The sequence below is a fragment of the Flavimobilis rhizosphaerae genome, assembly GCF_014852685.1.
Taxonomy (GTDB): Bacteria; Actinomycetota; Actinomycetes; order Actinomycetales; family Cellulomonadaceae; genus Flavimobilis; species Flavimobilis rhizosphaerae.
This window is the reverse complement of the sequence record NZ_JACZDF010000001.1, coordinates 412380-425872: the sequence shown is the minus strand read 5'-3', so window position 1 is coordinate 425872 and position 13493 is coordinate 412380. Positions and strand designations below refer to the sequence as shown.

The following is a 13493-nucleotide window of genomic DNA, read 5'->3' as shown; positions in this document are numbered from 1 at the left end:
TCCACCCCGTGGTGGTGGCTTCTCACCCCGCGGACGCCGTCACGCGACTCCGTGCGCTCACGCAGGCGCGTGGAACTTCCCCTGGGCCGCGAGCAGCCCCTGGGTGACGAGCATCTCGGCCGCGTCCGCCGCGGCGTCGAGGAGGAACGGCAGTTCCTTGCGCTCGGTCGACGCAAAGTCCTTGAGGACGTAGTCGGCCGTGTCCATACGCCCCGGAGGCCTCCCGACGCCGACGCGCACCCGCAGGTAGTCCTTCGTGCCGAGGGCACGCGTGATGTCGCGCAGCCCGTTGTGGCCGCCCTCGCCGCCGCCGAGCTTGAGCCGTACGTCGCCGAAGGGGATGTCGAGCTCGTCGTGGACGACGACGAGCCGCTCGGGTGGCACGCCGAAGTAGCCGGCGAGGGCCTTGACGGGTCCGCCCGACGTGTTCATGTACGACTGCGGCTTCGCGAGAACGACGCGCGGCCCGGGGACGCCGCCTGGGCCGAGCCCGAGCCGCGCCTCGGCCGCGACCGTCTGCGAGCGGTGCGTCGCGAACCGCACGCCGCAGCGCGCGGCGAGCTCGTCGAGCACCATCTGCCCGGCGTTGTGGCGGTTGCCCGCGTACTTCGGGCCGGGGTTGCCCAGCCCGACGATCGCCCAGGGTCCGTCGGTCATGGAAGTCCTCCTCGGGCGCTCGCGCGTCCGTGCGATGGAAGTTGGCGGGTGGGATGCAGAACGCCCGGCACCCCGCAGGGGCGCCGGGCGTTCAGGCACGGTGGAGCGGTGAGGCTCAGGCCTCGGCCGGCTCCTCGGCGGAGTCCGCGGACTCGACCGGGCCGCGCACCTCGGAGATGATGACGATGTCCGTGTCACCCTCGGTGACGAGGGCAGCACCCTCGGTGAGGACGAGGTCCTTGCCGTAGACGACGGTGCCGGCGGTGAGGCCCGTGATGTCGACCTCGATCGAGTCGGGGAGGTTCGTCGCCTCGGCCTCGACCTGGACCGAGAGCTGCTCGATGACGTGCATCGTCGCGGGGGCCGGCTCGCCGACGATCGTCACGGGGACCTCGACGACGACCTTCTCGCCCTTCTTCACGAGGAGGAGGTCGATGTGCTCGATCTCGCGGCGCACGGGCTCGACCTGCACGTCGCGGACGATCGCGAGCTTGACGTCACCCTCGACGTCGATCTCGAAGAGCGCGTTCTTGTGGCGGACGAGCGCGAGGTACGTCTCGTGCGTCGGGAGCGACACGTGGAGCGGGTCCGAGCCGTGCCCGTAGAGGACGGCGGGCACGCGGCCCTCGCGGCGGGTGCGGCGCGCCGCACCCTTGCCGAAGTCGGTGCGGAGGACGGCGGAGAGCTTGACGTCAGACATGGGGGCTCCTGCGGGAGTTCGGGAGACCGGGAACGGTAGCGGGACCCGGTGGGCGGTGCCTCGGCGCGGGGCGCATGACGGACGCGCGCGAGCGGACCGCCCAGTCGATCACGGATCGTCGGTGGGGCGGCTCTCCCGCCCTCCGGGGCACGCACTACGCGGCCCGTCAGACATCCCTCGCCGAGGCAACCTGCCCAGGATACACGAGACCGGCCGCGCCCTGGGGGCTCGGCCGGTGTGCTCGTGGTCTCAGCGAGCCCGTGCGGGGACGCGCCGCGGGCTCAGGCCCACGCCCACGTCGTCGTCACGTGCGCCTCGATCTCGTCCGTGCCAGCGTCGACAGGCATCGCGGCCTCCGCAGCCATGGTCTTGAACGCCCGGCCCACAGGGGTGCCCCGGCCGGAGGTCTCCGTGAGCTCGAGCAGCTCTCCCAGCCCGCGACCCGCCAGTGCCGCGAACTGCTCAGCCCGGTCACGCGCGTCGGCGAACGCCGCCGCACGAGCGTCCCGCGCCGCGGTCTGCGGGTCGCTCACGAGCACCTGGAGGCCGTGGAGCCGAGCACGGTCACCCGCGGCACCCAGTGCCGCCGAGACGACGTCGCCCGCGCCGTCGACCGAACGGACGAGCGCCCGCAGACCGAGCTGGGCGTGCGCGACCTCAGCACGTGACTCGCCTTCCCCCGACGTCCACGTCGACGTCGCCGTCGTCCGCAGGTCGTCAGCGAGCACACCTGCGTCGAGCAGCGCCGAGCGCAGCGCGACGAGAGCCCGCTGCGCCTCGGCGAGCGCCTCACCGACGCTCGGCGCCGAGGCCTCGACGCCGAGCTCGCACCGGGTGACATCCGGACGCGCGACGGCGACGCCGCGCCCCGCGGTCGTCACACCGGTACGGGCCACGTCAGGCGTTACCGTCGAAGAGGTTGGTGACGGACCCGTCGTCGAAGACCTCGCGGATCGCACGTGCGAGCAGCGGCGCGATCGAGAGGACCGTCAGCTGCGGGAAGCGCTTGTCCGCCGCGATCGGCAGGGTGTCGGTGACGACGACCTCCCGCGCGCCCGACTCCGAGAGCCGCTGCGCGGCCGGGTCGGAGAGCACGCCGTGGGTCGCCGCGACGATGACCTCCTTCGCGCCCGCCTCGAGGACGACGCGGACGGCCCCCGCGATCGTGCCACCCGTGTCGATGAGGTCGTCGACGAGGATGCAGCTCTTGCCCTCGACGTCACCGACGACACGGTTGGCGACCGCCTGGTTGGGGCGCGACGTGTCACGCGTCTTGTGGACGAACGCGAGCGGCCCGCCACCGAGCTTCGCAGCCCACTGCTCCGCGACACGGATGCGACCCGCGTCCGGGGAGACGACCGTGACGTTCGAGATGTCGACGCGGGTGCGCACGTAGTCGATGAGAATCGGCTGCGCCCACAGGTGGTCGACAGGGCCGTCGAAGTAGCCCTGGATCTGCGACGTGTGAAGGTCCACGCTCATGAGACGGTCGGCGCCGGCCGTCTTGAAGAGGTCCGCCATGAGGCGCGCCGAGATCGGCTCGCGCCCCTTGTGCTTCTTGTCCTGACGCGCGTAGCCGTAGAACGGTACGACGACGGTGATCGTCTTGGCCGAGGCGCGCTTGAGCGCGTCGACCATGATGAGGTGCTCCATGATCCACTGGTTGATCGGAGCGGTGTGCGACTGCAGGACGAAGACGTCCGCGCCGCGCACGGACTCCGCGTAGCGCACGTAGATCTCGCCGTTCGCGAAGTCGTACGCCGTCGTGTGCACCATCTCGATGCCGAGGGACGCCGCGACCTCGCGCGCGAGCTCGGGGTGGGCTCGGCCCGAGACGAGGACGAGCCTCTTCTCGTCGGCGTGGGAGATGATCCCGGTCATCGTGCGCTGTCTCCTTCGGGTGCGGCGTCACCCGGGGCGGACTGCCCCGGGAGCGTGGGGGTGGCGCTCTCCGCGCGCTCGCGCTCGGCGCGCGCCTGCGCGCCGAGGCCCTGCGGCACGGCGGTCGAGGCCGCGCGGGCCGCAGCTCGCGCCGAGTCGGTCCCGGGCCGGCGACGCTCGACCCAGCCGTCGATCGTCCGCTGCGGCGCGTTCGAGACGGCTAGGGCGCCCGCAGGGACGTCCTCGAGGATGACAGCGCCAGCGCCCGTGTAGGCGCCGTCCCCGACGGAGACGGGGGCGACGAACTTGTTGTTCGCGCCCGTCCGTGCGTGCGAGCCGACGGACGTGCGGTGCTTGCGGACACCGTCGTAGTTGACGAAGATCGAGCCGGCGCCGATGTTCGTGCCCTCGCCGATCGTCGCGTCGCCCACGTACGTGAGGTGCGGGACCTTCGAGCCCTCGCCGATCTCGACGTTCTTCGTCTCGACGAACGTGCCGATCTTGCCGCGCGCCCCGAGGTGCGTGCCGGGCCGCAGGTAGGCGAAGGGCCCGACGCTCGCGCCGTCGTCGAGGACAGCGAGCGAGCCGTGCGTCCGGACGACCGTGACGCCCTCGCCGACCTCGACGTCCGTGAGCGTCGTGTCCGGACCGATCGTCGAGCCCGTGCCGATCGTCGTCGCGCCGTGGAGCTGCGTGCCCGGGAGGATCGTCACGTCCTGTGCGAGCTCGACGTCGACGTCGATCCACGTCGTGCCCGGGTCGACGATCGTCACGCCCGCGAGCATGTGGCGCGTGAGGGTGCGGCGGTTGAGCTCGGCGCCGAGCTGCGCGAGCTGAGCCCGGTCGTTGACCCCCTCGACCGTGAGCGCGGACGCCGCCTGGACAGCGCCGACGACGCCGCCATCGGCGCGCGCGATCGCGAGGACGTCGGTGAGGTACACCTCGCCCTGCGCGTTGTCCTGCCCGAGGCGCCCGAGGGCGCCGCGGAGGACGGCCGCGTCGAAGACGTAGATCGAGGAGTTGATCTCGCGGATGCCAAGCTGCTCGTGCGTCGCGTCCCGGTGCTCGACGATGCCCGCGACCCGCCCGTGCTCGTCGCGGACGATACGGCCGTAGCCGGTCGCGTCCGGCACGACGGCCGTGAGGACCGTCGCTGCGTGCCCGCCTGCGACGTGCTGCGTGTGGAGCTCGGCGAGCGTCTCCGGGTCGATGAGCGGCACGTCGCCCGCGACGACGACGACCGTGCCCTCGAGACCGACCTCGTCGCCCGCGCTCACCGTGCCCGCACCTGCCGCGACCGCGTGCGCGGCGGCGTCGAGCCGCTCGAGCGCGCACTGCACGGCACGGCCCGTGCCCGGCACGTCGTCCTGGTCGGCGATGACGACCGACGGGACGCGCGCGACGGCCTCCGCCGCGACCTCCTCACGGGCGTGGCGCACGACCACGACGAGACGCTCGGGGTCGAGCCCCTGCGACGCGGCGAGCACGTGACCGAGGACGGTGCGCCCGCCGATCGCGTGGAGCATCTTCGATGTCGCAGACCGCATGCGGGTCCCCTGACCTGCGGCGAGGACGACGACGGCGGCGGGGCGTGCGGTGGTCACATGGACTCCGGTCGCTCGGGGGGTCGGGACTGGCCTCAGGAGGCCCGCCCGACAGTCTACCGCCGCACGCGGCGCCGCCGGTCGGGACGTCTGGCTCCGCCCCCGGGACTCGAACCCAGACTGCACGGCTCCAAAGGCCGGCGTGCTGCCATTACACCAGGGCGGACCGGTGCGCCTCGGCGCACCACCCCCGATTCTGCCAGCCCGCGCGGGGTGCCACGGCCCGCGCTCCTGTCGCGGCCCGCGCAGGCACGGCATGATGGGGGCGTGTCCGCCGAGAACAAGAGGGTCCCCCGCGCTCGCATGTCTGCCAAGGAACGCCGCGAGCAGCTGCTCGCGGTGAGCCGCGAGCTCTTCGGCGCCAAGGGGTTCGACGGGACGAGCATCGAGGAGATCGCCGCACGCGCGCAGGTCTCCAAGCCCGTCGTCTACGAGCACTTCGGCGGCAAGGAGGGCATCTACGCGGTCGTCGTCGACCGCGAGGTCGAGGCCCTCACGCACGCCCTCACGCGCGCGCTCGAGGCGGGAGGGCACCCGAAGATCCTCGTCGAGCGCACCGCGATGGCACTCTTCGACTACATCGAGGCGAACGAGGACGGCTTCCGCGTTCTCGTGCGCGACTCGCCCGTCACGCAGTCGTCGGGCACGTTCTCGAGCCTCATCGGCGACGTCGCGATGCAGGTCGAGCACCTCCTCGGCGCGCAGTTCACCCGCCGCGGCCTCGACCCGCGCTACTCCCCCATCTACGCGCAGATGCTCGTCGGCATGGTCGCCCTCACGGGGCAGCACTGGCTCGACCAGCGCACCGCGTCAAAGGAGGAGGTCGCAGCGCACCTCGTCAACCTTGCCTGGAACGGGCTCGCAGGCATGGAACGCTCGCCCGTGCTGCCGACGAGCACGGCCGCGGCGACCGCGCTCGCTGACGGCGGGGCGCCGGACGGTACGGCTGGGGGCGGCGGCACCGGCCTCGCCGACGAGCCTGGGGCTTCCGGCGGCGCGTCCCGGACGGCGGGAGGCGCGTCCGGGACTGCGGGCGGCGCGGCGAAGGACGCCGAGCGTCAGCAGCGCGACGCCGCGAAGGAGCGCGCCCGCGCCGAGAAGGACGCGGCGCGGGAGGCGGCGCGCCGCGCCAAGGAGCAGGAGCGCGCCGAGAAGGACGCTGCCCGTGAGCGCGAGAAGGCCGAGAAGGACGCTGCCAAGGAAGCCGCACGTCTCGCGAAGGACGCGGGCCGCACGCGCGCCACGGCCGACGAGCCCGGCACTGCGACGGCGACCGACTGACCCGCACGCGGTTGCGCCCAGGCGCCCCCACGAGGTGCCCTCACGCAACGTTCCGCACGACGACAGCGCCCGGCCTCTCCGCGCAGGAGAGGCCGGGCGTCGTCGTGCGCTCAGGCCGTCACGGCATGGGCGTGAGCTTCGCGTAGTCCTCGACCGTGCCGTCACGCAGGCACGTCTCGATGATCTCGCGGCCCAGCGGGTCGAGCTCGTCCGTGAGGTACTGCTGCAGCTCCTCCTTGAAGAACGCGACGAGCGTCTGCGCGCCGGCGTCGTACGCCTCGAGGCCCACCTGCGACTGGTTCTGCGGCTGGAGGAACGTCGGGCGCACGAGCTGCCCGTCGAGCTTCACCTCGGTCGGCGTGTAGCCGAACAGGGCGCAACGGGCCGGCGTGAGGCGGTCCTTGGGGAACTTGCCTCCGCCACGGCGGGCGAGGTACTCACGGGTGAGCCACTCGGCCGCGAAGCCGACCTTGTACGCCCCGATGTGCTGGTTGGGCGTGAGGACGTACCGCGTGCGGTCTGCCGCGACGAGCTGGCGCAGCAGGAGGTTGGCCGCAGCGACCTTCGTGCCCGTCGAGAACGGCCAGTAGGAGCCGACGCCCTCGGAGACGAGCCCGCCGTGCTTGAGCTTCTTCACGTCGTCCTTCGACTCGCCGATCGACGGGTTTTTGTCGCCGCGCGGCGCGATAAGCCGCCACAGCCACGCGAGGGACGCGGGCACGACGTGCATCATGCCCATGACGCCGTACGACGGCTTCTCGCGCGTGCACGCCGGCATGCGCACGCCGAACGTCCGCACGTCGACCGCCTGGGGCTCGTTGACGACGTCCTTGATCATCCGACGCGGGATGACGACGCGCGGGTTGGGGCAGCGCTTGCCGTTCGAGTCGAGCGAGTGCTCCCACGGGAGGATCGTCGCGCCGGGCGTGCCCTGGATCGAGAAGAACACGAGCGGGGCGTCCGGCTCGATGCAGGCACGCTCGAAGTGCGGGTCGTCGCCGTAGTGCTGCATGCCGTCGACACGGACGAACCAGCCGTCCTCGGCGTCGGCGACGACGAGCTGACCGTCGACCGTCTGGATGTCCTTGTGGCACAGCGTCATGTCGTCCGTGACGGGCGCGAGCCGCGAGGCCTCGGAGAGGTTGATGAAGTACGGCTCGTCGGTGACGACGTTCGTGCCGAGGAGGATGCGGCCGTCGTCCTGGCGGCGGATGTCCTGGCACATCTCCGACTTACCGCCGCCCGAGGCGCCCTCGTGCATGATGATCGTCTCGTTCTCGTACGGCGTCGTCACGCGCACCGACGAGGCGTGGGCGGTGAGCCAGCCCTCCTGCTCGCCGATGTCGAGCAGCGCCGAGAACACGCCCTTCTTCGCGGACGGCCCCGGGTAGAGGTTGTACGCGTAGATCTCGTGGAGCGTCTCGGTGCGGTCGTGGACGACGACCTGACGGCCCTTGTAGTGCGTGTGCCGGAACGGCGGTGCGGCGTAGAGGATCGAGCGCGGTGCGAAGGGCTCGAGCTCGTCGAGCGTCACGAAGCCCTGGAGGTCGACGAGCGCCGTCGCGAAGAACGCCGTGTTCGCGGGGACGATCGCGAGCGACGGCGACCCATACGTGAGGCCACCGGCCTTGAACGGGACGACGATGAGGTCCTGGGTCCCGAGCCAGTCGAGCGTCTCCTGCTTGACGGGCGCGAAGGGGGCGCCGTACACGTCCTCGTACCGAGGCTTGTCGGTGGGACGGTCGTCGGCGATGCGCATGCAGTCGGGGTCCCGACGGCGCATGTAGTCCTCGGGGTAGTTGACGGCGATGCCGTTGCGGCCTCGGACGATCTCGGCCTCGACGATCGACGTGCCGTCGGGCAGCGGGTAGACGACGTCGAACGTGTCACCGCCGTCCGGACCGAGCGAGAGCTCGAAGAGTTCGGCGCGCGTCCGGGGGACGACAACGGACGGCGCGGCCTCGATCGCGGCCTTGACCGCCGGCGGCAGCGAGACCTTGGCGAGCAGTTCTTCCACGGGTTTCTCCTCACGGGTGCGAGCGCGCGGAAGTCGCCGGGGGGCGACGTCGCGACGCGGCCGGTCGTCGCCCCGGGACGGGTCTTGACCTGCCGTTGACTTCCACGTTAGCCGTGGCCCTAAGCCTCAACCGTGGGACCTTGGACCACACCTCGTGTCCACGGTTCGGACGGCCCACGACGACGGCCCGCGGCACCGAGCACCTGCGCCCCGTCACCGGGAGGCCCGTGCGGTCCGTCGGCTCCGGACGTCGCCGTGTGGCGCACCTCATCCCAGCGATGGGAAGGTGGAGCTCCACCGCCCCCACCACGGAGACCACGTGACACGCCTCGAGCTCCGCTCCCTCACGAAGTCCTACGGCTCACGCCGAGTCCTCGACGACGTCTCGTTCACCGTCGACGGCGGTGAGATCCTCGGATTCGTCGGCGCCAACGGCGCCGGCAAGACGACGACGATGCGCATCGTCCTCGGAGTCCTCGTCCCCGACGGCGGCGAGGTGCTCCGCGACGGCCATCCCCTCGACGCCGCGCAGCGCCGCAGCATCGGCTACATGCCGGAGGAGCGCGGCCTCTACCCGAAGATGAAGGTCGGCGAGCAGCTCGACTACCTCGCGCGTCTCCACGGGCTCGACGCAGCCGCCGCACGCGCCGCGACGCGCGAGTGGACTGAGCGGCTCGGCGTCGCCGAGCGCCTCGGCGACGAGGTGCAGAAGCTCTCGCTCGGCAACCAGCAGCGCGTCCAGCTCGCCGCCGCGCTCGTCCACTCCCCCGAGATCCTCGTCCTCGACGAGCCGTTCTCAGGCCTCGACCCCGTCGCCGTCGACGTCATGAGCTCGGTGCTCCGCGAGCGCGCCGCCGCGGGCGTCCCCGTCGTCTTCTCGTCCCACCAGCTCGACCTCGTCGAGCGGCTGTGCGACCGCGTCGGCATCATCCGCGCGGGCAGCATGGTCGCGCTCGACACGGTCGAGGCGCTGCGGTCCGGCGGCGCGCCACGATGGCGCGTCGTCGCGCCGCAGGCGCCTGCCGGCTGGGCTGCCGCCGTCCCGGGCGCCCACGTCGTCTCCGAGGGGCCCGACGCCACCGTCGTCGAGGTCACGCACGACGGCGTCGAGCAGCAGGTCCTCGCGGCCGCCCTCGCGACCGGGCCCGTCCACGAGCTCGCACGCGTGCGCCCGAGCCTCACCGACCTCTTCCGCGACGCCGTCGCGGGCACCCCGCACACCCAGGAGGCCCAGGCATGAGCCCCGCCCGGACCGTGCGGCTCGTCGCCGCACGCGAGATCTCGACCCGCGCCCGCTCGAAGGCTTTCGTGTGGACGACCGCCGTCGTCCTCGTCCTCATCGTCGCGGGCTCCGCGCTCATCGGGTTCCTCGGCGGCAAGGAGCCCGAGCCGCTGCACGTCCTCGTCACCGACGACATCACCGCAACCGCGCTCGAACGCGCGGCCACCGCCACGGGAACGCTCGTCGAGACCGACGTCCTCGGCCCCCTGGCCGGGGCCCCGAACCTCAGCGACGACGACGTGCTCGTCGGACTCGCACCGGACGGCACGGTGCACGTCACCGTGAACACCGAAGTTCCGAGCGACCTCGGCCCCACGCTCACCGTCATGGCGCAGCAGCAGGCCCTCGGCGCCGCGATCACCTCGCTCGGAGGCGACCCCGCAGCGGTCGACGCCGCCGTCCTCAGCGCGCAGCCCGCCGTCACGACGCTCGAGGAACCGACGAAGGGCCCCGACCTCGGGGCGTCGATCCTCGGGCAGGTCGTCGGCATCCTCATCTTCGTCGCCATCATGACGACCGGGCAGATGGTCGCGCAGGGCGTCGTCGAGGAGAAGTCGAGCCGCGTCGTCGAGATCCTCCTCGCGACGATCCGGCCCGCCGAGCTCATCGCGGGCAAGGTCCTCGGCATCGGCGCCCTCGGCCTCGCGCAGGTCGCGGCGTACGTCGCGGTCGGGGCAGGCTCGGCGAACGCCTTCGGGTTGCTCGACGGCGTCGACGTCGACCTGTGGTCGGCCGCGGGCTCGACCCTCGTGTGGTTCCTGCTCGGTTACGCCATCTATGCGCTGCTCTTCGCCGCGGCGGGCGCGCTCGTCTCCCGCCAGGAGGACGTCGCGTCCGTGACGACGCCGATCCTCATGATGCTCATGATCCCGTACGCCGTCGGCATCTCCGTCGCGCCGTGGGACCCGACGAACACGCTCGTCACCGTCCTGTCGTACGTGCCGTTCTTCACGCCGCTCATCATGCCGATGCGGTCGGCGCTCGGCGTCGCGGCGCCGTGGGAGATCGTCCTCATGATCGTCGTGTGCGCCGCGCTCGTCGCGCTCCTCGTGTGGGTCGCGGGTCGCATCTACGGCCGCGCCGTGCTCCTCACGGGGGCGCGCGTGCCGCTGCGAGAGGTGCTGCGGGCTCGCTGAGCGCGCCTTCTCGACGGATCGACGCGTTCCCCCGTCCGACGGGGGAACGCGTCGATCCGTCGGGCGTGTCGGGCACGCTGCGGTGCCCCGGCGGGCCGGGGCTCCCGCAGGTATCTCGACGTCAAGTAATCTGGTGCGATGGACCTCGACGGCACAGCGCACGCAGGCACGGCCGCGACCCCCGACGAGGTCGACCGCATCGTCGCCGCGTGGCGCCGTGAGCGCCCCGACCTCGACGTCGGCCCTCTCGAGGTCCTCTCCCGCGTCACCCGCCTCGCCCGGCACCTCGACCGCGCACGGCGTAGCGCATTCGCGCGCCACGACCTCGAGACGTGGGAGTTCGACGTCCTCTCCGCCCTGCGCCGCGCAGGCGTGCCGTACGAGCTCTCCCCCGGTGCGCTCCTCACTCAGACGCTCGTGACGTCCGGCACCATGACGAACCGCATCGACCGCCTCGAGGACCACGGCCTCGTCTCGCGCCACCCCTCCCCCGGCGACCGACGCGGTGTCATCGTCCGCCTCACGACCGCAGGCCTCGCGAAGGTCGACGCCGCGATGGCCGACCTCGTCGCGGAGGAGCACACGATCCTCGGAGCCCTCGGCGCCGACGACCGCGACGAGCTCGCGGGCCTCCTGCGCACGGTGCTCGGGCAGTTCGACGCCTGATCGCGGCCGGGCCCGTGAGCCCAGACCGATAAACTCGCGCGGTGGCCCATCTCCTCGGCGCGGAGAATCTCCGTATCGCCTTCCCGCACAAGATCGTCCTCGACTCCGTGAGCCTCGGCCTCGACGAGGGGGACCGCGTCGGCATCGTCGGACGCAACGGCGACGGCAAGTCGACCCTCATGCGCCTCCTCGCGGGCCGCGCGACGCCCGACGACGGCCGCGTCACCGTGCGCGGCGGCGTCACCGTCGCGATGCTCGACCAGACCGACACGCTCGACCCCGACCTCACCGTCGGGTTCGCGATCGTCGGCGACCGCCCCGAGCACGAGTGGGCTGGGGACGCACGTGTGCGCGACGTGCTCGACGGACTCGTGCGCGACCTGCCGTGGGACGCGCGCGTCGGCGACCTCTCGGGCGGCCAGCGGCGCCGCGTCGCGCTCGCCGCGCTCCTCACCCAGGACCACGACGTCCTCTTCCTCGACGAGCCCACCAACCACCTCGACGTCGAGGGCGTCGCGTGGCTCGCCACGCACCTGCGCACGCGCTGGGCCGCGAATGCGGGCGCCCTCCTCGTCGTCACGCACGACCGCTGGTTCCTCGACGAGGTCTGCACCGCGACGTGGGAGGTGCACGACGGCATCGTCGAGCCCTTCGAGGGCGGGTACGCGGCCTACGTCCTGCAGCGCGTCGAGCGCGACCGGCAGGCGGCCGTCGTCGAGCAGAAGCGACAGAACCTCATGCGCAAGGAGCTTGCGTGGCTGCGCCGCGGCGCGCCGGCGCGCACGTCGAAGCCCCGCTTCCGCATCGAGGCTGCCAACCAGCTCATCGCCGACGTCCCGCCCGTGCGCGACACCGTTGAGCTCGCACGGGTCGCGACCGCCCGCCTCGGCAAGCAGGTCGTCGACCTCGAGGGCGCGGGCTTCGCGTACGGCGACATGCCCGTGCTCCGCGACGTCACGTGGCGCATCGCGCCCGGCGAGCGCACGGGTCTGCTCGGTGTCAACGGCGCGGGCAAGTCAACGCTCCTCAAGCTCGTCACAGGCGAGCTGACGCCCACCGCGGGGCGCGTCAAGCACGGCAAGACCATCAAGGTCGCGACGCTCACCCAGGAGCTCGCCGAGCTCGCCGACGTCTGGGAGGACCGCGTCTCCGACGTCGTCGCGTCCTACCGGACGACGTACGTCTCGGGCGGCAAGGAGATGACGCCGGGCCAGCTGCTCGAGCGCCTCGGCTTCACGAACGCCCACCTGTCCACGCAGGTCAAGGACCTCTCCGGTGGTCAGCGTCGCCGGCTGCAGCTGCTGCTCATCCTCCTCGACGAGCCCAACGTCCTCGTCCTCGACGAGCCGACGAACGACATGGACACCGACATGCTCGCCGCGATCGAGGACCTCCTCGACACGTGGCCGGGCTGCCTGCTCGTCGTCTCGCACGACCGGTACCTGCTCGAGCGGGTCACCGACCAGCAGTACGCGGTGACCGACGGGACGCTGCGGCACCTGCCCGGCGGTGTTGACGAGTACCTTGCGATCCGCGCGGCGCAGCGCAGGGCTGAGGACGCGGCGGCGCGTGGTGCAGCGAGGGGCGACGGCGGTGCCGCCTCGGCGGCGACCGACGGGCTCTCCGGCGCGGAGCGTCGCGAGCTCACGAAGGAGGTCGGGGCGATCGAACGGCGCATGACGAAGCTCGAGAACCAGGTCGCCAAGGTTCACGCCGACATGGCGGCGCACGACCAGTCGGACTTCAGCGGCCTGGCAGGGCTGCAAGCGAAGATCACGGCGGCCGAGGCCGAGCTCGCCGAGGCGGAGGAGCGCTGGCTCGAGCTCACGGAGCTCCTCGGCTGACGCTGCACCGCGCTCTCTCCCCCTCCCCCGCGTCCCTCCCCCGCCCCCGCCCCCGTTCTTCCCGACGGCTCGACGCCTTCCGACCATTCAATGGGGGTCGTCCGTCAATCCGTCCACGAGCCCACCCACAGTGTTCCGATAGCCGATCCACACCCTGGAGGTGTGAGGATCGGCTATCGAGCATGCCCCTCCTGCTGGCGACAGCCGTCGATAGCCGATCCGTACGTCTCATATGCCTCGATCAGCTATCGATCCGCTGGCCATCGACGGGTTGACGGGTTCCGACCGTTCGACGGGCAGCTCCGTCGAGCCGTCCGGTGGACCTGGGAGGGTCGGCGCGGCGCGGAAGATCTCAGCCCACCAGGGCAGAGAAGCGCCGGATAGGCGATCCGTACGTGTCCCGCGTGCGGATCGGCTATCAAGCA

General features: G+C 72.1%; 10 protein-coding genes, 1 tRNA gene and 1 pseudogene. 5 read left to right on the top strand and 7 right to left on the bottom strand.

Annotated elements, in window-relative coordinates:
- Window positions 1–57: 57 nt before the first annotated feature.
- The 6 genes from pth to IGS67_RS01810 all read right to left on the bottom strand — a co-directional run bounded on the left by pth (window position 58) and on the right by IGS67_RS01810 (window position 5008).
- The gene (gene pth / locus IGS67_RS01835; RefSeq protein WP_192277251.1) at window positions 58–657 is read right to left on the bottom strand and encodes an aminoacyl-tRNA hydrolase; all 600 of its coding nucleotides are present in this window, start codon (window positions 655–657) and stop codon (window positions 58–60) included.
- 115 nt (window positions 658–772) lie between these two features.
- Window positions 773–1357, bottom strand: a complete 585-nt coding sequence (locus tag IGS67_RS01830; RefSeq protein WP_192277249.1) for a 50S ribosomal protein L25/general stress protein Ctc — start codon at window positions 1355–1357, stop codon at window positions 773–775.
- Between the two features lie 281 nt (window positions 1358–1638).
- Window positions 1639–2253, bottom strand: a complete 615-nt coding sequence (locus IGS67_RS01825; protein ID WP_192277248.1) for an SIMPL domain-containing protein — start codon at window positions 2251–2253, stop codon at window positions 1639–1641.
- Between the two features lies 1 nt (window position 2254).
- On the bottom strand, window positions 2255–3238 hold the full coding sequence (locus IGS67_RS01820; protein WP_102510240.1) for a ribose-phosphate diphosphokinase: 984 nt from the start codon (window positions 3236–3238) through the stop codon (window positions 2255–2257).
- The gene (gene glmU / locus IGS67_RS01815; RefSeq protein ID WP_192277246.1) at window positions 3235–4842 is read right to left on the bottom strand and encodes a bifunctional UDP-N-acetylglucosamine diphosphorylase/glucosamine-1-phosphate N-acetyltransferase GlmU; all 1608 of its coding nucleotides are present in this window, start codon (window positions 4840–4842) and stop codon (window positions 3235–3237) included. The genes IGS67_RS01820 and glmU overlap by 4 nt, the downstream gene beginning before the upstream one ends.
- Before the next feature lie 91 nt (window positions 4843–4933).
- Window positions 4934–5008 (bottom strand) — tRNA-Gln (locus tag IGS67_RS01810).
- Between the two features lie 137 nt (window positions 5009–5145).
- Between IGS67_RS01810 and IGS67_RS13720 the strand changes: the two are divergent.
- Window positions 5146–5730 (top strand): annotated as a pseudogene (locus IGS67_RS13720) (TetR family transcriptional regulator); the annotation flags it as partial.
- A 511-nt stretch (window positions 5731–6241) separates the two neighbouring features.
- Here IGS67_RS13720 and IGS67_RS01800 read toward each other — a convergent pair.
- Window positions 6242–8140, bottom strand: a complete 1899-nt coding sequence (locus IGS67_RS01800) for a DUF4914 family protein (RefSeq protein ID WP_192277244.1) — start codon at window positions 8138–8140, stop codon at window positions 6242–6244.
- A 319-nt stretch (window positions 8141–8459) separates the two neighbouring features.
- Here IGS67_RS01800 and IGS67_RS01795 point away from each other — a divergent pair, with 319 nt between their 5' ends.
- The 4 genes from IGS67_RS01795 (at window position 8460) to IGS67_RS01780 (ending at window position 13068) form a co-directional block, all read left to right on the top strand.
- Entirely contained in the window at window positions 8460–9380 is a 921-nt protein-coding gene (locus IGS67_RS01795; protein WP_192277242.1) for an ABC transporter ATP-binding protein, read from the top strand.
- Window positions 9377–10558: an ABC transporter permease gene (locus tag IGS67_RS01790; RefSeq protein WP_192277240.1), complete on the top strand. Its 1182-nt coding sequence runs from the start codon at window positions 9377–9379 to the stop codon at window positions 10556–10558. The genes IGS67_RS01795 and IGS67_RS01790 overlap by 4 nt, the downstream gene beginning before the upstream one ends.
- Before the next feature lie 138 nt (window positions 10559–10696).
- A complete protein-coding gene (locus IGS67_RS01785) occupies window positions 10697–11224 on the top strand; it encodes a MarR family winged helix-turn-helix transcriptional regulator (protein WP_192277238.1) in 528 nt (175 codons plus the stop codon).
- Window positions 11225–11265: 41 nt separating this feature from the next.
- Window positions 11266–13068 (top strand): ABC-F family ATP-binding cassette domain-containing protein, encoded by a 1803-nt coding sequence (locus tag IGS67_RS01780; protein ID WP_192277236.1) that lies wholly within the window; start codon window positions 11266–11268, stop codon window positions 13066–13068.
- Window positions 13069–13493: the final 425 nt, after the last annotated feature.

Excerpts from the sequence above, each read along its gene's own strand:
- pth (WP_192277251.1), bottom strand. The coding sequence starts at position 657 with ATGACCGACGGACCCTGGGCGATCGTCGGGCTGGGCAACCCCGGCCCG.
- IGS67_RS01830 (WP_192277249.1), bottom strand. The coding sequence starts at position 1,357 with ATGTCTGACGTCAAGCTCTCCGCCGTCCTCCGCACCGACTTCGGCAAG.
- IGS67_RS01820 (WP_102510240.1), bottom strand. The coding sequence starts at position 3,238 with ATGACCGGGATCATCTCCCACGCCGACGAGAAGAGGCTCGTCCTCGTC.
- IGS67_RS01790 (WP_192277240.1), top strand. The coding sequence starts at position 9,377 with ATGAGCCCCGCCCGGACCGTGCGGCTCGTCGCCGCACGCGAGATCTCG.
- IGS67_RS01785 (WP_192277238.1), top strand. The coding sequence starts at position 10,697 with ATGGACCTCGACGGCACAGCGCACGCAGGCACGGCCGCGACCCCCGAC.